The organism is Prauserella sp. PE36 (genome assembly GCF_003311655.1).
GTDB classification, from domain to species: Bacteria; Actinomycetota; Actinomycetes; order Mycobacteriales; family Pseudonocardiaceae; genus Prauserella_A; species Prauserella_A endophytica.
Genome location: NZ_QEQT01000037.1, coordinates 143623 through 164899, shown reverse-complemented (window position 1 = coordinate 164899; position 21277 = coordinate 143623). Strand labels below are relative to the sequence as shown.

The following is a 21277-nucleotide window of genomic DNA, read 5'->3' as shown; positions in this document are numbered from 1 at the left end:
AGTGCACCATGCTGCTGAGGAGCAAGAACGCGATCATCTACGGCGGCGCCGGAGCGGTCGGCGGTGCCGTCGCCACGGCCTTCGCCCGCGAAGGCGCCACCGTCCACCTGGCCGGGCGCACCCGCAAGACGCTCGACGAGGTCGCCGAACGCATCCGCGCGAGCGGCGGCCGGGCCGAGACCGCCGTGCTCGACGCGCTGGACGAGGACGCGGTCGACGCACACGCTGACGCCGTCGCCGCGACGGCGGGCAGCATCGACGTGTCGCTCAACGTCATCGGGTACGAGGACGTGCACGGCACGCCGCTGGTGGAGATGTCACTGGAGGACTTCGACCGCCCCATCCGGAATGCCACCCGCTCGACGTTCCTCACCACCAGGGCCGCGGCGCGGCACATGATCCGGCAGCGCTCCGGCGTGATCCTCACCTTCGGCGGCGACGGGGGCCGTGAGCCCATCCGCGACTACTACATCGGCGGCTTCCAGGTCGCGCTCGGCTCGCTCGACATCCTGCGCCGCCAGCTGGCCGCGGAGCTCGGCGAGTACGGCATCCGCGTGCTGACCCTGCACACCGGCGGCATCACCGAGACGCTGCCGGAGGACTTCGAGGGCCGCGACGCGATCGTCGACATGATCGTGGGCAAGACGATGCTGAAGCGGGCCGCCACGTTCGCCGAGGTCGGCAACGTGGCCGCGTTCGCCGCCTCCGACCTCGCCTCGTCGATGACGTCGGCGTCGCTCAACATCACGTGCGGAGCCGTGTCCGACTGAGGTTTCCCTGCGCCCGCACGGGGTAGCCGTCGCGCATGCCGACGAGGGACGCGATCAGCGATCCATGGGGCGCGCGCACTCCGTACGGCCAGGGGGAACCGTGGCCCACGCGGGTGGACGCCGCGCTCGCGGACGGTGTCGTCCCTGAGTCGGTCGACCGTTGGGTGCGCTCGGCATCCCTGCTGCACTCCAACGGCGACGCGCTGGACATCGCGGTCAAGGACGGCCGGATCGCCGGCGTGCGCGGCCGGGAGGACGACCGCGTCAACCGGGGCAGGCTCGACCCGAAGGACCTCTACGCGTGGCAGGCGAACCACGCGGCCGACCGGCTCACGAGGCCGCTGGTGCGCGACGGCGACCGGCTCGTCGAGTCCGATTGGGACACCGCGATGGGCAGGATCGTCGAGCGCAGCAAGGAGTTGCTCGCCGCAAGCGGTCCCGGTTCGATCGGCTTCTACACGACGGGGCAGCTGTTCCTCGAGGAGTACTACACCCTCACCGCCATCGCCAGGGGCGGCATCGGCACCAACCACCTCGACGGCAACACGCGGCTGTGCACCGCGACGGCCGCTGAGGCGCTCAAGGAGTCCTTCGGCTGCGACGGCCAGCCGGGCTCCTACACCGACGTCGACCACGCGGACGTCCTCGCCCTGTACGGGCACAACGTCGCCGAGACGCAAGGGGTGCTGTGGCAGCGGATGCTCGACCGCATGGCGGGCGCCGACCCGCCCGCGATCCTGTGCGTCGACCCCCGGCGCACGCCGGTCGCCCGCGAGGCGACCCTGCACCTGGCTCCGCTGCCGGGCACCAACGTCGCCCTCATGAACGGGCTGCTGCACGAGCTCGTCGAACACGACTGGGTCGACCACGACTACGTGCGCGAGCACACCGTCGGCTACGCCGAGCTGGCCGAACGGGTGCGAGAGTACCCTCCGGAGCGGGTGGCCCGGATCTGCGGCGTCTCCGAGCGCGACCTCCGGGAGGCCGCGGCGCTGCTCGGCGGCGCCGAACGGCTGCTGTCCACCGTGCTGCAGGGTTTCTACCAGTCACACCAGGCCAGCGCCGCCGCCGTCCAGGTGAACAACGTGCACCTCGTGCGCGGCATGCTGGGCAGGCCCGGTGCGGGCGTGCTGCAGATGAACGGGCAGCCGACGGCCCAGAACACCCGGGAGTGCGGCGCGAACGGCGACCTCACCGGCTTCCGCAACTGGGCCAACGACGCGCACGTCCGCGACCTGGCCCGCATCTGGAACGTGCCGGAGGAGCGGATCCCGCACGACGGCCCGCCGACCCACCTGATGCAGCTGCTGCGCTACGCCGAGCAGGGCTCTGTCCGGCTGCTGTGGATCAGCGGCACCAACCCGGCGGTCTCGCTGCCCGAGCTGCGGCGCGTGCGGGAGATCCTGCGGCAGCGGCGGCTCTTCGTGGTGGTGCAGGACATCTTCCGCACCGAGACGGCCGAGTTCGCCGACGTCGTGCTGCCCGCGGCGACGTGGGGCGAGAAGACGGGCACGTTCACCAACGCCGACCGCACCGTGCACCTGTCCGAGCAGGCCGTGGACCCGCCCGGCGACGCGGTCGCCGACCTCGGCATCTTCCTCGACTACGCCCGCCGCATGGACTTCCGCGACAACGACGGCGCACCGTTCCCGCCGTGGCACGACGCCGAGTCCGCGTTCGCGGCGTGGCAGCGTGCGAGTGAGGGACGGCCGTGCGACTACTCCGCGCTCAGCTACGACAGGCTTCGCAAGCTCGGCGGCGTCCAATGGCCGTGCGACGAGGAGCACCCCGACGGCACGGAGCGGCTCTACGCGGACGGCCGGTTCTTCGCCGCCCCCGACTACTGCGAGGACTACGGCAAGGACCTCGTCACGGGCGCGCCGCTGGAGCGGACCGACTACGCGGCGCTCAACCCTGACGGCAAGGCGATGATCAAGGCCGCCGAGTACCTGCCGGCCCACGAGACACCGGACGCCGAGTTCCCGTTCTACCTCATCACCGGCCGCACACTCGTGCACTTCCACACCAGGACCAAGACCGGCCGCACCCCCGAGCTGCGGGACGCCGAACCCGAGGTGTGGGTGGAGATCTCGCCCGCCGACGCCGCCGCGCACGGCATCGCCGACGGCACGCCGACCGTGGTCAGCTCGCGCCGGGGCCGGATCCGCGCGCGGGCGCGCGTCGGCGGCGTCCGCGACGGCGTGCTGTTCGTGCCGTTCCACTACGGCTACTGGGACACCTCCGATGGCGAGCACGACCGGGCCGCCAACGAGCTCACCGTCACCGAATGGGACCCGGCCTCCAAGCAACCGCTGTTCAAGTCCGGCTCGGCGGCCGTGCGGCCGGATCCGGCGAGGGAGTGACCATGACGCTGCGGCCGGTGCTCCGGCAGCTGTTACCGGTCCGAGCTCGCGCTCGCCACCGCACTGCGGGTGCTCGCCGACCGGCACGCCGCCGAGCACCAGGCAGTGTCTGACAATCCTCTGCCGTGCGAGCGGGGATCAGCGTGGTGCCTCGCCACGCGGGGAAGGCCCTCGCAGGCGGACCGTACTCGGGCCTTCCGCCAACGCATGCCCCGGGCGCGGGTGCCCCGCACGAACCGACCGCCGCGCTGGCCCCGCGCAGCCGGCAACGGGATTGTCAGACGCGGCCTGGGCGCACCACGTCGCGCGCGACCTCGCGCGCGCTGGTCCGAGGAACCGTCACCGAACTGGCCGCCGCCGGACGGCGGCGCGACCCGCACCTACTCGATGCTCAAGGTGCTCTCCCCGCAGATCCTCACCAGCTGACGACGCCATGGACACCGGACCGGCCGGTTGGTTTGGTGAAGGGCATGAAGATTCGCATCGGCATCGGCCTCGGGCAGCAGACCGGACCGGCGGAGTTCGCGGCCGCCATCGACGACCTCGAACGGCGTGGCATCGACTCGGTGTGGCTGTCCGAGGTGGTGTCGTCCCACCAGGTCGACCCGTTCATCGGCATGGCCCACGCGCTCGCCAGGACCGAGCGGCTCAAGGTCGGCACCGGGGTGGCCGTGCTGCCCGGCAGGCATCCGGTTCGGGTCGCCAAGCAACTGGCCTCGCTGGCCGGGCTGGCCCCGGCCAGGGTGCTGCCGGTGTTCGGGCTGCGCCCCGCGAGAGCACACGAGGCGGCGGCGTTCCCCGTGCCGGAGGGGCGCAGGGCCGCCGTGTTCGACGAGACGCTGCGGGTGGTGCGACTGCTGCTGACCGAGGACGAGGTGACCTTCCACGGCGAGTTCTTCCGCCTCGACGGGCTCGGCATCGGCGCCCGGCCGGCGAAGCCCCTCGACCTGTGGCTCGGCGGTGCGGCGCCCGCAGCGCTGCGGCGGGTCGGCAGGCTCGCCGACGGCTGGCTCGCCAGCTTCCTCACGCCGGAGGACACCCGGCGAGGGCGCGAGGCCATCGAGACCGCGGCCGCGGAGGCGGGACGGGAGATCGAAGCCGACCACTACGGGATCACGCTCGCGGTCGCGACCGACGGCGTACCGGACTCCCTGCTGACGGCCGCGACGCGGCGCCGCCCGGACGCCGACCCGGCCGACCTGGTCGCCACCGGCTGGCCCCACGCACGCGGCCTCGTCGAGCGGTACCTCGACGCCGGGCTCACGAAGTTCGTCATCCGCCCCGGCTCCCCCGGCACCGACCTGGCGCGGTTCGTCGACGAGTTCACCACCGAGCTGCTGCCCCTGCAGAACTGACGCGTAACCGCTGCGAAATCCCTCCGCGCTGGGTGATCCACTATGGACGCCCAGCGCGATCATTCGTCACTGGAATGACCACTTGCGGTTCTTTTTTTGCCACGTAGGATCCGAATTACGTCAAGCAGTCGGCGGCCCCCTCCCCATCGATGCTGCTGCGGTGAGACGTCACATGGAACTCGAACAGCATGGAGCGTCGGCGCGCGGGCTGCGCCACTACGTCCAACTCGTCCGTGAAGCCATGGGGCTCAGCGGCGACTCCTCGTGTGTCCAGCTGGAGCCACCGGTCAACGCCTATCTCGCGCTCGAAGGCAGACTCAGCTCGTTCCCCGCGCTCGACGTGGCGCTCACCTGGGACGAGGAGAACGGCTGGGCGCTCGCCGTCGAGGCGCGATGCTGTGACGACCTTCTCGTTCTGTCCTATCTCGACTCCGGCGTGCTGCCCCCGCCACGCACCGTCGCGCGCTTCGCGGCCGGCATGCTCGAGGGCACGCTGAACCGGCACCCCGAGCCGCCCCGGTTCCGGTCCGCGGGCAGCGCAGACGACCTGCCGCGGCGGCTGGCCGCCTACGCCTAGGGACGAGCTGGTCACCGATGGACCTGCACCACCTCGACGACGAGCACCGCCCCACCTACACCACCGGCCAGGCCGCGGACATCCTCGGTGTGGAGCAGCCCTTTCTGCGCAGCCTCGACAACGCGGGCGTGCTGTCGCCCGAGCGTTCCCGGGGTGGCCACCGCCGTTACTCCCGGCACCAGCTCGGCCAGGCGGGCAGGCTCCGCGAGCTGTTCGACGAGGGCCACAACCTCGCGGCGGCGCACCGGATCCTGGACCTGGAGCGCGAGCTGGCCCGCGCTTACCGGGAGATCGGCGAGCTCCGAGGGCAGCTGTCACGCGCGCGTGACGGCCGCAGCTCAGCGGGTGCGGCCGAGCACCCTGGCGAGCAGACCCGTGACGACGAGCCAGAACACCGCCGCCAAACCGTAGTTGACGAGCACGGCGAGCCTCGGCTCGTCGATCGGGAACAGGCCGGGGAAGAACAGCGCCAGCGGTTCGGCGAGTGACCTGACGAAGGTGGCGAAGCCGTTGGCGGCGTTCGCTTCCAGCACCACGAGCAGGATGTGCAGAACCTCGATGAGCGCGAACACCGAACCGATGCCGGTGATTATCCGTCCCGCCGTGGTACCGCGAGGGTGAATCCCTGTCCTGGCCATGGTGGCGAATTCCCCGCCGCGGGGTGGGACAACCGGCTCCGGCGCGAGGTTCGTCGCTTCGCCGCGTGCGCCTGCGCCGTCCGGTCGTGCCGGCGTTGCACCCTTCAGCCGCGACGGGCGCGGGCGCGCCGCTTGCCCTCGTGCATCGCGGCGACCCTGGCGACCGGGATCGCCCTGCCCTCCTCGATCAGCTCCGCGCCGAGCCGCTGCGGTGGCGGCATCCGTTCGGTCCACGGGTCGCCGTCGCCGAGCAGCCCCGGCACCGTGTGCACGGTGAAATCCCGTGGCGTCACGTCGTCCAGTTCGGCCCAGTCGACCGGGAACGACACGGTGGCGCCGGGACGCAGCCTGGGGCTGTAGGCGGCGACCACCGTCGCACCCCCGGCGCGGGTCGAGTCGAGGAACACCTTGCCGCCCCGGTCCTCCCGGATGTAGGCGGTGGTCGCGAGCACGGGGTCGAGCCGCTCCGCCCGCGCGGCGAGCGCGCGGGTCGCGGCGGCGACGTCCTCGATGGCCTCCTCCGCCGTCACGGGCACGAACACGTGCACGCCCTTGGCGCCGCTGGTCTTCACGACGCCGGAGAGCCCGGCGTCGGTGAGTGCCTGCCGCACGAGGTGCGCGGCGCGGACGGCGAGGCCGAAGCCGCCCGTGTCCGCGTCGCCGGGCGGGTCGATGTCGAGCACGAGGTGCGTGGCGTGGTCCCAGCGCCGCGCCGTCACGAGCGTGGGGTGATACTCCACGGCCCGCTGGTTGGCGAACCACAGCAGCGTGCGGCGATCGTCGCACAGCGCGTAGGACACCTCCCGCTGTGACGACTCAGCCCACAGCGGCACCGTGCGCACCCACTCGGGGGTGTACTTCGGCACGTTCTTCTGCATGAACGGGCGCTGGCCGCGCAGCACGCGCATCACCGAGAGCGGACGGTCCCGCAGCCCGGGCAGGATCCGGTCGCGTACCGCGTCGAGGTAGTCGACGAGGTCGCGCTTGCTGGCCTCGGCGCTGTCGAACAGCGGCTGGTCGAGGTTGGTCAGCGCGACCCCGGCCCGCTCCTCGCCCTGCGCCATCGGTCCTCCCCGCGCCTCAGCCGAGCCGCCGGTCGACGAAGCACCAGCGCCAGCTCTCCCCCGGCTCGAAGCTGCGCATCACCGGGTGGCCCGTCGTCTCGAAATGCCGGGTGGCGTGCCGCGCGGGCGAGGAGTCGCAGCAGGCGACCTGGCCGCAGCCCAGGCACAACCGCAGGTGCACCCAGGAGCCGCCCTCGGCGACACACTCAAGGCACGAGTCGGGCGAGCTGGGCTCCACCTCGGCGAATTCCCGCTCGAGGTGCTCGCACGACCGCACGGTGGCCGGGGGCGTGGTCAGCTCCCGGCCGGTCTCGTCGGCATCACCGGACACGGAGTCGAGCATAGACTCCTCGATGTCCAGCCGGTCCAGAATCCGGCGCAGCACGGCGTCGTCGACCCTCCGGTCGGCGCGGGCGGCGAGGAACTCGGCGCGCTCGGCCTCCAGCATCTCCAGCCGCAGCCTGCGGTAGGCCTCGCTCGGAGTCTCCACCGTGCCGCCCCGCCTGCCGAGCTGCTCCCACGCGTCGTCCGAGCGGTAGCGGACGCGGTCGCGCAGGCGCCGCAGCACCTCCTCCGGATCCCCGGGTCGCCGGACCTCGTCGAGGCGGGCGACCCCGGCCCTGGTCATGTCGTCGAGCAGCGCCGCCTCCTGCAGGGCGTCCACGTTCGGGTCCGGGGCGGGCAGCCGCAGCCGCCGCACGAGCAGCGGCAGCGTGGTGCCCTGCAGCAGCAGGGTCCCCGCCACCACGACGAACGCGGCCAGCACCAGCACCGCGCGGTGCGGTGTGTCGGTCGGGAGCGCGAACGCCGCCGCGAGCGTGACCACGCCGCGCATGCCGGCCCACGCGATCACCGTCGAGTACCGCCACGGCCACGCGTGCGAGCCGGTGACCCTGCGCAGCAGGCCGATGGCGAACATCCAGACGAACCGGAGCGCGATGGTGGCCGTCAGCACCGCGGAGCAGATCAGCACGAGGGTCCCGGCGCTCAGCTCGCTGTCGCCCACCTCGGCGAGGATCCGGCGCAGCTGCAGGCCGATGAGCAGAAAGACCATGTTCTCCAGCAGGAACTGGATCGTCTGCCAGTTCAGCCTGCTCGCCAGCCGTGAGGGACCGGAGAGCATCGTCGGGGTGCGGTGGCCGACGATGAGGCCCGCGGTCACCACGGCCAACACGCCGGAGCCGTGGATGAGCTCGGCGGGCAGGTAGGCGAGGAAGGGCAGCACGAACGAGAACGCCGTGTCGATCACCGGGTCCTCCATGCGCGCCCGCAGCAGCGCGGCCCCGAAGCCGACCACGAGGCCGACCGCCAGGCCGCCGACCGCCGCCAGCAGGAAGTTCTCCGCCGTCTCGAGCACGGTCACCGCGCCGCCGATCGCCGCGATCGCGGTGCGCAGCGCCACCAGCGCCGCGGCGTCGTTGAACAGGCTCTCGCCCTCGAGCAGGCGGACGATCTTGCGGGGCATACCGACGCGGCGCGCGACCGCGGTCGCGGCCACGGCGTCGGGCGGGGCGACCACCGCGCCGAGTGCGATCCCGGCCGCGAGCGGCAGGCCGGGCACGATCAGCCACGCGAGCACTCCGACGCCGACCGCCGTGAACACCACGAGCCCCACCGAGAGCAGCGCGATCGGGCCGCGGTTGGCGCGGAAGTCGACGAGGGACGAGCGGATCGCCGTGGCGTAGAGCAACGGCGGCAGCAGACCGAGCAGCACGACTTCGGGATGCAGCTCGTACTCGGGCATTCCGGGCACGAAGGACGCACCCACGCCGACCACGATCAGGCACAGGGGCGCGGACCAGTTCAGCCTGCCGGCCACCGCGGTGACCACGAGCACGGCGACGACCAGTCCGGCCAGCTCAGCCGCGACCTCCATGTGCTCATCTAAGCGCGTGCGCCGCCGCCTGCCCCAAGGCCACCTTTGTTGCGTTCAACGCAACAAAGGTGGCCTTGGGGGCAGACGACGATCAGGTCTTCCACGGGGCAGGGCGGAACCGGCTTTCGCCCGGTTGCCAGACCCCGCCCGTAACTCCGGAACCGCCCGCGCGCTCAGCGGCGCGGCCGCAGGACTCGAGCGAGTGCCCGGAACGGCAACGTGACGACGTTGGCGATGGTGCTTCCGATCATCTGCAGAACTTCACTGATCCTTCGCATAGGGGCTCGGTTACCCGCTCGGGTGACGCCCCAACCAGCCCGTTCCCGTGCGGCTCAGGCGGCGACCACGCGCTCGCCGGCGGTCGCCGGGCGCGGTGAGGCCGCCATCGTCTCAGCGCGGCGGCTCCGGAGTCGGCAACGCCTGCTCGGCGATCGCGAGCACCGTGCGCAGGGCGGCGGACGGATTGTCGCGCCGCCACGCGAGCGCCGCCTGCAGCCGGACGCCCGGACCCGCGAGCGGGCGGTAGACGAGCCCGGTCTGCTGGATGTGCTGGCACGAGCTGAGCGTGAGGGTCACGCCCACGCCGGCCGCGACCAGCGCCAGGATCGTCCAGGAGTCGGGAGCCTCCTGCACCACGCGCGGGTTGAAACCGGCCTCGGCGCAGATCCGGACGGTCGCGTCCCGCACCGTCGAGCCCGCGTTGGCCGGGAAGCTCACGAACGGCTCCTCCGCGAGGTCCCCGATCGCGATCGCCTCCTGCCGGGCCAGCGGGTGGTCCGACGGCAGTGCGCACACCACCTCCTCCTCGTCGATCACCCGCGCCTCGACGCCCGGCAGCGTCACCGGAAGCCGTACGAACCCGAGGTCGAGCGAGCCGTCGGCGACCCGCGCGAGTGCGACGTTGGCGTAGGTCTGCCCCTTCATCACCAGCTCCAGGCCCGGCTGCGCCGCCCGCACGGCCCTGGTCAGCAGGGGCAGGCTCTCGTGGCTCGACGCGCCGGCGAAGCCGACGCTCACCCGCCCGTACTCGCCGCGGCCGGCCGCTTTCGCGGCCCTCGTGGCGATGTCGAGGTCGTCGAGCACGCGCCGCACCGGCTCCAGGAACGACTCCCCCGCGCTCGTCAGCCGTACCGACCGGGTGTTGCGCTCGAAGAGCTGCACGCCCAGTTCCTTCTCCAGCTGACGGATCTGCTGACTCAGCGGCGGCTGGGCCATGCGCAGCCGTTTGGCGGCGCGGCCGAAGTGCAGTTCCTCCGCCACTGCCACGAACGATGTCAGGTAGCGCAGCTCCACCGGCCACTCCCAGATTGAAACGCTGAACCTATCAGCGCGACCTTAATTCGGTATTGGACGGGAAACAATGGGGGCTGGCAAGGTGGGAGCCGTCCGCCACCGCCGCCCGAGCACTGGAGCCCGACGATGCCCCGGTCAGCACCGGCCCAGCCGGACAAGACGATGACCATGCGCGGGGCCATCGCGGCTCATGTGCACGACGGCGGCACCGTGTCGCTGGAGGGGTTCACGCACCTGATCCCGACCGCGGCCGGCCACGAGATCATCCGGCAGGGCCGTCGCGGGCTGACGATCGTGCGGATGACCGCCGACATCGTGGTGGACCAGCTGCTCGCCGCCGGCTGCGTGACCAAGCTCGTGTCGTCGTTCGTGGGCAACTCCTCGGCGGGCTCGCTGGGCGAGCTGCGCAGGCGCATCGAGAGCGCCGAGGGCGAGCCACTGGAGTTCGAGGAGTACAGCCACTACGGCATGATCTGCCGCTACCTCGCCGGTGCCCAGCGCCTGCCCTTCTACCCGCTGCGTTCCTACGCGGGCAGCGACCTGCCGTCGGTCAACCCGGCCATCCGCACGGTGACCTCGCCCTACGCCGACGAGCGCGTGCACGTGGTGCCGCCGGTGAACCCGGACGTGACGATCGTGCACGCGCAGCGCGCCGACCGGGCAGGCAACACCCAGATCTGGGGCCTCACGGGCATCCAGGCCGAGGCGGTGTTCGCAGCGCGCAGGGCCGTCGTGGTGGTGGAGGAGATCGTGGCCGACGAGGTGGTGCGCTCCGACCCCAACCGCACCGTGATCCCCGCGCACGCCGTGGACGCCGTCGTGGAGTGCCCCCGTGGCGCGCACCCCTCGTTCGCCCAGGGCTACTACGACCGGGACAACGCCTTCTACCGCTCGTGGTCCGCGATCAGCAGGGACCCGGACCGGCTCCAGGCGTGGCTCGCCGACTGGGTCCACGGCACCGCCGACCACGCCGAGTACGTCGCGAAGCTGGGCCCGGAGTTCTGGGCGAGGCTCGAGGTCGGCGAGGCGCTGAGCCTGCCGGTGAACTACGGGAGGCGGCTGTGAGCCCAGGGCACGTGGAGTGCACCTCGTCCGAGCTGCTGGCGGTCGTCGCGTCGCGCGAGCTGCGGGCGCGGCGGACCGTCTTCGCCGGCATCGGCCTGCCCACGCTGGCGGCCTCGCTCGCGCACCTGACCGTCGCGCCGGAGCTGGAGATCGTCTACGAGTCGGGCGTCTGCGGCGCGCATCCGTCGCAGCTGCCGGAGACCATCGCCGACGCCGTGCTGATCACGGGCGCGGAGGCGGTGCTGCCCATGCCCGTGCTCTTCGGCTACGTGCTGCAGGGCGGGCACATCGACGTCGGCTTCCTCGGCGCGGCCCAGATCGACCGCTTCGGCAACCTCAACTCGTCGGTCATCGGCGACTGGCACGCACCCAAGGTGCGGCTGCCAGGGCCGGGTGGTGCGATGGAGGTGATGGCCAGCGCTCGCGAGGTTTTCGTGGTGATGCGGCGGCACGACCGGAGGTCCTTTGTGGACGAGCTCGACTTCTGTACCTCCCCCGGCCCCCACCGGGCGCTCGCCGAGGGCGTCCGCCCACTCGGCGCCGGCGTCACCAGGGTGGTCACCGAGCTCGGCATCCTCGCCAGCAGCGGCCAGGGCGACGAGCTGCGGCTGGTGGCCGTGCACCCCGGGGTCACGGTGGAGCAGGCCCGCGAGGCCACTGGCTGGGATCTCGCCGTCGCCCCCGACCTCGGCACCGTCCAGCCGCCAACGGCGGCCGAGCTGCGGCTGCTGCGCGACGAGGTCGACCCCGGCCGGGTCTACCTACGCTGAGTGCTCGCCACACCAAGGAGATCGGAACATGCGCATCAGGATCATCGGCACCGGAGTGATGGGCCGGGGCATCGCCCAGTGGGCCGCGACCGCAGGGCACACGGTTGAGCTGGCCGACGCCCGGCAGGAGTCGGTGGGTGAGGCGATCACGTTCGTCCGCGGCATGCTCGACCGTGCCGTCAGCAAGGGCAGGACCAGCGCCGAGGAGGCCGAGGCCATCGCGGCGCGGCTGCTCCCAGTCGACTCCCCCGGCAAGCCAGGCGACGACGTCGACCTGGTGGTGGAGGCGATCAGGGAGGATCTCGACACCAAGGCCGCGCTGTTCACCGAGCTGGAGTCGGCGCTGCCCGCCCGCACCGTGTTCGCCACCAACACCTCGTCACTGCCGGTCACGCAGATCGCCGCGCGACTCGGCGACCCGTCGCGGCTGTGCGGGCTGCACTTCTTCAACCCGGTGCCGCTGATGAAGATCGTCGAGGTGATCCCCGGCGCGCGGACACGCCCGGACATCGTCGGCACGCTCACCGCCCTGGTCCGCGACACCGGGCACCGGGCCGTGGTCGTCGCCGACACCCCGGGCTTCCTCATCAACCACGCCGGCCGGGGCCTCGTCACCGAGGCGCTGGCACTGCTGGAGGAGCAGGTCGCCGAGCCGGCCGAGCTGGACCGCATCGCCAGGGACGTGCTCGGCCTGAAGATGGGCCCGTTCGAGCTGATGGACCTCACCGGCCTCGATGTCACGGCCACGGTGATCGACTCGATCTGGCACGGCTTCCGCTACTCCGACCGGCTGCGGCCGTCGTTCCTCACGCCGAACCGGGTCGCCGCGGGCCTGCACGGCCGCAAGACCGGGCGGGGCTGGTTCGACCACGCCGAGGGCGCGGCGCCACCGGAAGAGGCACCGGTCACCGGCGACCCGAAGCGTCCCGTGTGGACACCCGGCGCCGACGTGCGGGCCGCGCTGGCCGACGCGGGCGCCACCGTGGAGGACGGCGAAGCGCCGTCAGCCGACGCCGTGGTGCTGGTGCCGACGTGGGGCACGACGGTCGCGTCCCGCGTCGCCGAGGACGGATTGCCCGCGACGCGCACCGTCGGCGTCGACCCGATGTCGCTGGCGGCCTCGCGCCGGGTGCTCGCCGTCACCCCGGCGACCGACCCGGCGGTCGCGCGCGACGCGCGGGCGGCGCTAGCCCTCGGCGAGCACAGCGTGTCGGTCGTGCGCGACAGCGCGGGTTCCCCGGCCCAGCGGCTGGTGTCGTCGATCGTCTCCGTCGCCGCGTCGATCGCCGAGCGCGGCATCGCGAGCCCCTCCGACATCGACGTGGCCGTCACCACCGGGCTCGGCTACCCGGTCGGCCCGCTCGCGTGGGGCGATCGGATCGGTGCCGCCGAACTACTGACGCTGCAACGGAACCTGCACTCCACCACCGGCGATCCCCGCTACCGGCCCACCCGCTGGCTCACCGAGCGCGCTCAGCTTGGCCTGCCGCTGACCGAGCGGGGAACCTCGCCCTCCGATGTCATCGAGTCCGGAAAGGACACCCACTGATGCTCGCCCGCGACTTCGGGCTCACCGAGACCCAGCGCGACATCCGCGACCTCGCCGCCGGGTTCGTCGACGCCGAGATAGTCCCCCACGCCCGGGAGTGGGACCGCGCCGAGCGCGTCGATCCGGCCATCGTGAAACGCCTGGGAGAGCTGGGGTTCCTCGGGCTGATGGTCGACGAGCGCTACGGCGGCGTCGACGCCGACACGCTCTCCTACGTCCTGGTGACCGAGGAGCTCGGCCGCGGCGACTCGGCGGTGCGCGGCATCGTGTCGGTGTCGCTCGGCCTGGTCACCAAGACCATCGCCGGGTACGGCACCGAGGAGCAGCGGCAGGAGTGGCTACCGCGCCTGGTGAGCGGTGAGGCGCTCGGCTGCTTCGCGCTCACCGAACCGGGAACGGGCTCGGACGCCGGCTCGCTGCGCACGCGCGCCGTCCGCGACGGGAGCGACTGGGTGTTGCGCGGCAGCAAGATGTTCATCACCAACGGAACCCAGGCGAAGGTGGCGCTCACGTTCGCGCGAACGAGCGATTCGGGCGTCACGGCGTTCCTGGTGCCCACGGACTCCCCCGGCTTCACTGCCACCGAGATCAAGGGCAAGCTCGGCCTGCGCGGGCAGGCCACCGCGGAGCTGACGTTCGACGACGTGCGGGTGCCCGACGCGGCGCGGCTCGGCGAGGTCGACCGCGGCCTCGGCATCGCGCTCGGCGCGCTCTCGCGGGGCCGGATCTCCGTCGCGGCGGGCGCGGTGGGTGTCGCGCAGGCGGCGCTCGACGCCGCCACTCGCTACGCCGGGGAACGCGACCAGTTCGGCAAGCCGATCGCCTCGTTCCAGCTGGTGCAGGAGCTGCTCGCCGACGCGGCGGTGGACGTGCAGGCCTCGCGCCTGCTGACCCACCACGTCGCGCGCATGGCCGACGCGGGAGTAAAGCCGAAGGACTACGCGACCGACGCCTCCGCCGCGAAGTACCACGCGAGCGAGACGGCGGTACGGGTGAGCAACAGCTGCCTCCAGGTGTTCGGCGGCTACGGCTTCATCGACGAGTACCCGGCCGGCAAGTACCTCCGGGACGCCCGCGTGCTGACCCTCTACGAGGGCACGAGCCAGATCCAGAAGCTCATCATCGGCAGGGACCTGACAGGCATCAACGCGATGTCCTGACCCTCGGCCAACCGCGGTGAAGATGGGCCTCCACCGCGGCCCTCAGCCGAGGGCGTGCGGCGTCGACGGCCTCGCCTCCGCTCAGCATCCGGGGCCGCCGCTCCTGCGTCGCCGTCCCACCGGACCGCCTCCGCGCCGTCTCGGGCCATCCGACCACGCGCGGGCCGCGCACACCAGAGCAGGTGGCCGGACGTTGACCGGCAGGGACCGAGGGCGGACAGTGGGCGCCATGGCGCTGCAGTTGAGCGAGCAGTTCGCCCGGCAGCTCGGTGAGCTCCGGTTCGAGCCGACCCAGAAGCGCGTCCGGGCGATCGCCGGGGACGAGACGGTCGCCGACTCCCGCCGCGCCGTGCTGGTCTGGGAGCCGAAACGGGTCGTGGCCTCCTACGCGGTGCCGGAGGAGGACCTGCTCGCCACGGTCGTTCCCGCGGACCGGGCCGCGGCCGCCGAGCACCCGGTGCCGCTCGGCAAGGACAGCCCGCAGGTGCTGGACCCCCGCACCGCCTTCGCCGCGCACACCTGCGATGGCGATCCGGTGTCGCTGCGCGCGAACGCGCTTTTCCTCGATGCGGCCGGATTCCGGCCCGCCGACCCCGACCTCGCCGGCCACGTGGTGCTCGACTTCGGCGCCTTCGACCAGTGGCTCGAAGAGGACGAGCCGATCGTCGGCCATCCCCGCGACCCGTTCTCGCGCATCGACGTCCGGCGCAGCTCCAGCCGCGTGCGGATCGAGCTGGACGGCGTGCCGCTGGCCGAGAGCAGCTCAGCGCTGCTGCTCTTCGAAACCCACATCACTCCGCGGTTCTACCTCCCGAGGGCCGATGTGCGGATGGACCTGCTGAGCCCGTCGGACACCACGAGCGTGTGCGCCTACAAGGGTCTGGCCACGTACTTCTCAGCCGACACCGGGGGCCGGTCCCACCCCGACGTCGCCTGGACGTATGCGCGACCGCTGGCCGGCCTCACGGAGATCGCGGACCACGTGTGCTTCTTCGACGAGCGCGTCGACGTGGTCCTCGACGGCGCGCCCAGGCCGCGCCCGGTCACGCCCTGGTCGTGACCGCCCCGGCGGCGAACACGATCCGCGTCGATCACACTACGTGTATGATTGTGATCCAGGTCATAGCCTGATTGCAGTAATGAACCGCTCGCCTTTTCGGATCTACCCGGCAAGCGACGCACAGACCTGGGGTTTTGACGGAGAACTTCCCGCCGCCGCCACAGTCCGCTCCACGGCGACCATTGTCACCGTGCGTGACAACGCGTCCTGAAAACGGAAGGGCAAGGTGGCCCGTGGGAGCGCACACAGCCGGCGGAAGCCGCGTCGTAACGGTGGTCCCCGCGCACGACGAGGAAGCGAGCATCGCACTGACGCTCGGGTCGCTGCGGCGGCAGTCCGTGCCGCCGGACGCCGTGTACGTGGTGGCGGACAACTGCACCGACCGCACGGCCGACATCGCGATCGCGCACGGCGCGACGGTGTTCACCACCGAGGCCAATGTGGACAAGAAGGCCGGCGCCCTCAACCAGGCGCTCGACCGGCTGCTGCCCCAGCTCGACGATGACGACCTCGTGCTCGTCATGGACGCGGACTCGCTGCTCGGCGACGACTGGATCGCCACCGCGCTGCGGGCCCTGCACCGCGACCCGGCAATCGGCGCCGTCGGCGGCATCTTCTACGGCGAGGGCGGCTCGGGCATGCTCGCGCAGTTGCAGCGCAACGAGTACGTCCGCTACGCGCGCGACGTCCTGCGCCGGGGCCGAGGGGTCTGGGTGCTCACGGGGACCTCGACCATGCTGCGGGTCTCGGTGCTGCGCGAGATCGCCGAAGCGCGCGGGCGATCCCTGCCCGGCCGCCGGGGCGAGTTCTACGACCGCGCCGCACTGACCGAGGACATGGAGATCACCCTGGCCTGTTTGAGACTCGGCTACCGCTGCGTGTCACCGGGCCGGTGCTCGACGACGACGGAGCTCATGCCGACGTGGCGGGATCTGTGGCGGCAGCGCCTGCGCTGGCAGCGGGGCGCGCTCGACAACCTGCGCACCCACGGCGTCAACCGGACGACCCTGCCCTACCTGTTCCAGCAGCTGTGGGCGGTCTGCGGCTTCGCCGTCATCATCGGCTACCCGCTGCTGTTCGGCACGACCCTCGCGATGGGCCAGCCGATCGTGCTGCACCCGTTCTGGCTCGGCGTTGGCGCCCTGTGTGTGGCGGACCGCCTCATCACCGTCCGCAAGGCGGGCTGGCGGGGCATAGGAGTGACCCTGCTGTTCGTCCCAGAGATGATCTACGACTTCTTCCGGCTCGCGGTGTACGTCGCCGGCTGGCGGGACGCGGTGCTGCGCCGCACCCCCCGCTGGCACCACGTCACCCGGTCCGCCACCGCACTCACCGAGGGGAGGTGAAACACATGTACGGCAAAGGCATCTCCACCGCCGCGGGCACCGGCACCGCCGGCACGCTCGCCTACACCGGTCTCAGCACCGCGTGGCTCGTTCTCGCCGCCCTGATGCTGATCATGGCGGGCGTCGCGCTGGTCAAGCTCCTCCCCCGCAAGGGCCAGGCGGACCTGTAACCCTCCGCGCCCCCGCGCCCCCGCCCCCCGAACTGCAGTGAAGGCCACCATGCCTGCGTTGAACGCAGGCATGGTGGCCTTCACTGCGGTCAGGCTCCGCCGGTTCGCCTACCGTGATCGCGGGCATCCCAGTCGCACCTGCCGCCCTGATCACGAAGGATTGCCGCATGGAGTCCACCGACCACCTCCACTACCTGCTCGTGCTCGCCGCATGCGTGGCCGTCACACTGCCGCTGGAGTTCCTCGGCGCCGGGGTCTACCGCAGGCCGCGCAGGCTCGTCCGCGCGCTGCTTCCCGCGGCCGCGCTGTTCGCGGCGTGGGACCTCGCCGCGATCGCGGGCGGCGTGTGGAGCATCGACTCCCGCTACACCCTCGGCGTGTACGTCGCGCCGGGGATGCCGCTGGAGGAGGCGCTCTTCTTCCTCGTGATCCCGCTCTGCGGGCTGCTGACGTTCGAGGCCGTGCGCGCGGTGCTCGGCAGGCGGATCGGGGCGCGCGCGTGACCGGCGTCGGCTACACCCTGCCCGCGCTGCTGTCGGTACCCGCCGTGGTCGTGGCCGAACTGGCGTGGCTGCGCACGGGGCTGTTCCGCCGCCCCGCCTACTGGGTCACGCTCGCGATCGTGTTCGCGTTCCAGGTGCCCGTGGACGGGTGGCTGACCAAGCTCAGCGCGCCCATCGTCGTCTACAACCCCGCGCACCTCAGCGGGGTGCGGTTCCCCTTCGACATCCCCGTCGAGGACTTCCTGTTCGGTTTCGGCCTCGTCACGCTCACCCTGCTGTGCTGGGTACGGCCCGAACGCGAACGGTCCCGCGCATGACCCGCCACGACGTACCCGCCGCGTTCGACCGCGCGGCGACGGCGTACGACCGGCTCGTCGGGCTCAACCCCGGCTACCACGCGCACCTGCGCGCGGCCGCCCGCGGTCTCGCCGGTGCGGGCCCGCGCGTGCTCGACGCCGGCTGCGGCACGGGCGCCTCGACGGCCGCGGTGCTCGCCGCGGTGCCCGATGCCGACGTCGTCGCCGTCGACGGCTCCGCCGGGATGCTCGCCGTCGCCGCCGGAAAGACCTGGCCCCGGCCCGTCGAGTTCGTCCACGGCCGCGTCGAGGACCTCCCGGCCGCGGGCGTCACCGGGCCCTTCGACGGCGTCCTCGCCGCGTACCTGGTCCGCAACCTGCCCGATCCGGACCGCACGCTCACCGCGCTGCGGGACCTGCTGCGCCCGGGTGGCGTGCTCGTGGTGCACGACTACAGCCTCAGCGACCACCCGGTGCCGAGGTGGATCTGGAACGCCGTGTGCTGGTCGGTGATCATCCCGTCGGGCAGGCTCGTCGCCGGTGACGCGAGCCTGTACCGCTACCTGTGGCGCAGCGTCCGCGACTTCGACGACCCCGCGGGTGTCGTCGCGATGCTGCGGCACGCCGGGTTCCGCGACGTCCGCTGCGGCACCGTGCGCGGCTGGCAACGTGGCATCGTGCACACGTTCCGGGCGGTGGCATGAGCCGCGATCGCAGGCGGGTACGGCATCCCGCGCCACGCGGCCGGTCCGGCGCGACCGGGACCGGCCGCCGCGTCGTCGTGGCCGGTGGCGGCATCGCGGGCCTGGCGGCGGCGACCGCGCTCGCGGAGCGCGGTGTCGCGGTCGAACTGTTCGAGCGCGAGTCCTACCTCGGTGGCCGCGTCGGCGGGTGGACCACGACGCTTCCCGACGGGACGCGCACCGGCATGAGCCGGGGATTCCACGCCTTCTTCCGCCAGTACTACAACCTGCGGGCGCTGCTGCGCCGTGCCGACCCGGACCTCGGCGTGCTGACCCCCGTGCCGGACTACCCGCTGGTGGACGCGCACGGCCGCACCGATAGCTTCGAGGGCCTGCCCCGCACGCCGCCGTGGAACGCGCTCGCCTTCGCATTGCGCAGCCCCACCTTCACCGCGAGGGACCTGCTGCGCGTCGACCGGAGGACGGCGCTGGCGCTGCTGAACGTCCGCGTGCCGGGCACCTACGAGGAGCTCGACCACATCGACGCGCGGGAGTTCCTCGACCGGGTCCGGTTCCCGCCCGCGGCCCGTCACCTCGCCTTCGACGTGTTCTCCCGCAGCTTCTTCGCCGATCCCCGGCAGCTCTCGGCCGCCGAGCTGGCGGTGATGTTCCACCTGTACTTCCTCGGTTCCGCCGAGGGGCTGCTCTTCGACGTGGCGAACGAGCCCTTCCACCGCCTGTGGCAGCCGCTCGCCGAACAGCTCGGCCGCCACGGCGGGACCGTCCACACCGGAACGGCGGTCGAGGCGATCGAGCCGGGCACCCGGTTCCGGGTCCACACCGGCGCGCACGTGACCGAGGCCGACGCCGTGGTGCTCGCACTGGATGTGCGCGGCCTGCGGGAGGTGGTGGCCGCCTCCCCCGGTCTCGGCAGCCGCGACTGGCGCGACCGGATCGCGGGACTCGCGACCGCGCCGCCGTTCCTGGTCCGCCGCCTGTGGCTCGACCGGCCGGTCGAACCCGCCCGCCCCGCCTTCCTGGCCACCGGCGGCCTGCCGCCGCTGGACAACATCAGCGTGCTCGACCGGTTCGACAGCGACGCCGCGTCCTGGGCACGGCGCTCGGGCGGGTCCGTGGTCGAACTGCACGCCTACGCCGCAACGGGTTCGGCCGAGGAGACCGGGCGGGCTCTGCTCACGCGGCTGCACGAGCTCTATCCGGAGACCCGCACGGCGACGACCGTGGCGGACCGCTCCGAATGGCGGGCCGACTGCCCCCTGTTCCCGCCGGGCGGCTTCCCGCGCAGGCCCGGCATCGAGACCCCGGTGGAGGGTCTCGTCCTCGCGGGCGACGCCATCCGCGTTGACCTTCCCGTCGCGCTCATGGAGCGGGCGGCGACCACTGGACTGGCGGCGGCCAACCGGCTGCTGGCCGCATGGGGCGTCACCGGCCACGACCTGCTCAGCGTGCCCGTGCGGGGCCGCATCCCGCCCCTGCGGCTGCTGGCCGCCCACGCCACCCCGAGGGCGCCTCAGTCGCATTGACCGCCACCGACATGCCCTTGGGCGCCGGAGCGGGGCTGGGCCTCCACGAACCACTCCCTGCCGAACAGCACAGCGAAGATCGGCACGGGCAGCCGCAACAACCCCCGGAACAGCGGGCCCACCCGGCCGCCACCGCCGACCTGCGACTCGTGGGCCGCGAGCGCGGCGCGTTTCCGTGCCGCGAACGCGCGCACGTCGTAGCGGTGCGTGATCTCCGCGCGCGGGCTGTAGGCGCCGTGGAAGACATCGCGGTCGTAGCGCAGCGGCACCCGCAGCGCCGTCAGCACGTCGTAGGCCCTCGCCACCGGCTCGCGGGGCATCGTCGCCTCCAGCACGCGAACGCCGGTGAGCGCGGCGGCGTGCAGGCCGACGTGGTGGACGTGCACATGGTCCCGGTGCCCGTATCCGCCGCGCGGGTCGTAGCTCAGCAGCAGGTCGGCCCGCTCCTCCCGAAGCAGCGCGGCGAGCTTGGCCGCGGCCTCGCCGACGTCGGCGCGCACGAACCGCGTGCGGCCCGGCGGGTCGGCGAAGAGCAGCGGGCCGTGCCCGCTGTCGGCGTACCCGAGGTGCGCGACCCTCGCCGCACCCAGGATCCGAGCGCTCGCGCGCAGCTCGGCCGCGCGCACCCTCGCCTTGTCCTCATCGGCGCTGTCGGACGCCACGACGATCACCACGCGGTGCCCCTCGGCGGCGAGCCGGGCGAGCGTCCCACCGGTGAGCAGCACCTCGTCGTCGGCATGGGCGTGAAACGCCACGACGGTGCGCCCGCCGGGCGTGCTCACCGCGGGTAACCGACCTCGTACTCGTCGTTCTCGTTCTTGACCGTGATCTGCACACGCTTCGGCTCGCCCGCGATCACGGCGGTGCAGTCGAACTTGAGACCGACCTCCACCGGCTGGTCCGGCGGGCAGGTGACACGCTCGACGCCCTCGACACGGTAGCTCTGAGTGAGGATCTGCTGCACCGACATCTGCATGGCCTCCGCGTCGAACACCTTCGACACGGGCGCCAGGCTGGTCGTGGTGCTCGCCGCGGTGGCGGTGGCCTGTTCGCCCGACGAGGTCGCAGCGGAGGTCGCTGAGCTCTCGGAGGCCGGCGTGGCGGGCTCCTCCCCGCCGCTGTCGCACGCCCCGAGCAGCAGGGCGGCGCCCGCCATCATCACCAACAGGACAGCGCGAACCCGCACAGTCGGACA

General features: G+C 72.4%; 22 protein-coding genes. 16 read left to right on the top strand and 6 right to left on the bottom strand.

Annotated features, from left to right (window positions below):
* Window positions 1-8 precede the first annotated feature (8 nt).
* From DI005_RS06045 to DI005_RS39645, 5 genes are all read left to right on the top strand, one after another.
* Window positions 9-770, top strand: coding sequence for an SDR family NAD(P)-dependent oxidoreductase (locus DI005_RS06045; protein ID WP_112269170.1), 762 nt, complete (start codon window positions 9-11; stop codon window positions 768-770).
* A 35-nt stretch (window positions 771-805) separates the two neighbouring features.
* A complete protein-coding gene (locus DI005_RS06040; protein ID WP_113641470.1) occupies window positions 806-3133 on the top strand; it encodes a molybdopterin oxidoreductase family protein in 2328 nt (775 codons plus the stop codon).
* Window positions 3134-3603: 470 nt separating this feature from the next.
* The gene (locus DI005_RS06035) at window positions 3604-4488 is read left to right on the top strand and encodes a TIGR03854 family LLM class F420-dependent oxidoreductase (RefSeq protein ID WP_113641489.1); all 885 of its coding nucleotides are present in this window, start codon (window positions 3604-3606) and stop codon (window positions 4486-4488) included.
* 172 nt (window positions 4489-4660) lie between these two features.
* The gene (locus tag DI005_RS06030; RefSeq protein ID WP_112269164.1) at window positions 4661-5065 is read left to right on the top strand and encodes a DUF6292 family protein; all 405 of its coding nucleotides are present in this window, start codon (window positions 4661-4663) and stop codon (window positions 5063-5065) included.
* A gap of 17 nt (window positions 5066-5082) precedes the next feature.
* On the top strand, window positions 5083-5553 hold the full coding sequence (locus DI005_RS39645; protein WP_369973558.1) for a MerR family transcriptional regulator: 471 nt from the start codon (window positions 5083-5085) through the stop codon (window positions 5551-5553).
* A 254-nt stretch (window positions 5554-5807) separates the two neighbouring features.
* On the opposite strand, the gene DI005_RS06015 is transcribed toward DI005_RS39645, so the two are convergent.
* From DI005_RS06015 to DI005_RS06005, 4 genes are all read right to left on the bottom strand, one after another.
* A complete protein-coding gene (locus tag DI005_RS06015) occupies window positions 5808-6767 on the bottom strand; it encodes a DNA polymerase domain-containing protein (protein ID WP_113641469.1) in 960 nt (319 codons plus the stop codon).
* Window positions 6768-6783: 16 nt separating this feature from the next.
* A complete protein-coding gene (locus tag DI005_RS06010) occupies window positions 6784-8643 on the bottom strand; it encodes a Na+/H+ antiporter (RefSeq protein WP_112269158.1) in 1860 nt (619 codons plus the stop codon).
* Window positions 8644-8816: 173 nt separating this feature from the next.
* A complete protein-coding gene (locus DI005_RS39640) occupies window positions 8817-8921 on the bottom strand; it encodes an LPFR motif small protein (RefSeq protein WP_369973557.1) in 105 nt (34 codons plus the stop codon).
* A gap of 112 nt (window positions 8922-9033) precedes the next feature.
* Entirely contained in the window at window positions 9034-9936 is a 903-nt protein-coding gene (locus DI005_RS06005) for a LysR family transcriptional regulator (protein WP_112269156.1), read from the bottom strand.
* A gap of 126 nt (window positions 9937-10062) precedes the next feature.
* On the opposite strand from DI005_RS06005, the gene DI005_RS06000 reads away from it, so the two are divergent.
* The 11 genes from DI005_RS06000 to DI005_RS05955 all read left to right on the top strand — a co-directional run bounded on the left by DI005_RS06000 (window position 10063) and on the right by DI005_RS05955 (window position 20082).
* A complete protein-coding gene (locus DI005_RS06000) occupies window positions 10063-11001 on the top strand; it encodes a CoA transferase subunit A (protein WP_113641468.1) in 939 nt (312 codons plus the stop codon).
* The gene (locus DI005_RS05995) at window positions 10998-11771 is read left to right on the top strand and encodes a CoA-transferase subunit beta (RefSeq protein WP_112269152.1); all 774 of its coding nucleotides are present in this window, start codon (window positions 10998-11000) and stop codon (window positions 11769-11771) included. Before DI005_RS06000 ends, DI005_RS05995 begins: the two co-directional genes overlap by 4 nt.
* A gap of 28 nt (window positions 11772-11799) precedes the next feature.
* Window positions 11800-13320: a 3-hydroxyacyl-CoA dehydrogenase gene (locus DI005_RS05990; RefSeq protein ID WP_113641467.1), complete on the top strand. Its 1521-nt coding sequence runs from the start codon at window positions 11800-11802 to the stop codon at window positions 13318-13320.
* Window positions 13320-14480 carry an acyl-CoA dehydrogenase family protein gene (locus DI005_RS05985; protein ID WP_113641466.1) on the top strand — a complete coding sequence of 387 codons (1161 nt, stop codon included), beginning with the start codon at window positions 13320-13322 and terminating at the stop codon, window positions 14478-14480. The genes DI005_RS05990 and DI005_RS05985 overlap by 1 nt, the downstream gene beginning before the upstream one ends.
* 229 nt (window positions 14481-14709) lie before the next feature.
* Window positions 14710-15540 (top strand): DUF427 domain-containing protein, encoded by an 831-nt coding sequence (locus tag DI005_RS05980; RefSeq protein WP_113641488.1) that lies wholly within the window; start codon window positions 14710-14712, stop codon window positions 15538-15540.
* A 233-nt stretch (window positions 15541-15773) separates the two neighbouring features.
* On the top strand, window positions 15774-16886 hold the full coding sequence (locus DI005_RS05975; protein WP_113641465.1) for a glycosyltransferase: 1113 nt from the start codon (window positions 15774-15776) through the stop codon (window positions 16884-16886).
* A 5-nt stretch (window positions 16887-16891) separates the two neighbouring features.
* A complete protein-coding gene (locus DI005_RS38150; RefSeq protein WP_158303067.1) occupies window positions 16892-17056 on the top strand; it encodes a hypothetical protein in 165 nt (54 codons plus the stop codon).
* A 167-nt stretch (window positions 17057-17223) separates the two neighbouring features.
* Complete coding sequence (locus DI005_RS05970) at window positions 17224-17559, top strand: lycopene cyclase domain-containing protein (protein WP_112269144.1); 336 nt, start codon at window positions 17224-17226, stop codon at window positions 17557-17559.
* Entirely contained in the window at window positions 17556-17876 is a 321-nt protein-coding gene (locus DI005_RS05965) for a lycopene cyclase domain-containing protein (RefSeq protein WP_112269142.1), read from the top strand. Before DI005_RS05970 ends, DI005_RS05965 begins: the two co-directional genes overlap by 4 nt.
* Window positions 17873-18559 carry a class I SAM-dependent methyltransferase gene (locus tag DI005_RS05960; protein ID WP_113641464.1) on the top strand — a complete coding sequence of 229 codons (687 nt, stop codon included), beginning with the start codon at window positions 17873-17875 and terminating at the stop codon, window positions 18557-18559. The genes DI005_RS05965 and DI005_RS05960 overlap by 4 nt, the downstream gene beginning before the upstream one ends.
* Window positions 18556-20082, top strand: coding sequence for an FAD-dependent oxidoreductase (locus tag DI005_RS05955; RefSeq protein ID WP_113641463.1), 1527 nt, complete (start codon window positions 18556-18558; stop codon window positions 20080-20082). Before DI005_RS05960 ends, DI005_RS05955 begins: the two co-directional genes overlap by 4 nt.
* Here the strand turns inward: DI005_RS05955 and DI005_RS05950 are convergent.
* On the bottom strand, window positions 20070-20864 hold the full coding sequence (locus DI005_RS05950; protein WP_112269135.1) for a PIG-L deacetylase family protein: 795 nt from the start codon (window positions 20862-20864) through the stop codon (window positions 20070-20072). The two genes, DI005_RS05955 and DI005_RS05950, sit on opposite strands and share 13 nt — an antisense overlap.
* Window positions 20861-21268, bottom strand: a complete 408-nt coding sequence (locus DI005_RS05945) for a DUF4333 domain-containing protein (protein WP_137094001.1) — start codon at window positions 21266-21268, stop codon at window positions 20861-20863. The genes DI005_RS05950 and DI005_RS05945 overlap by 4 nt, the downstream gene beginning before the upstream one ends.
* Window positions 21269-21277: the final 9 nt, after the last annotated feature.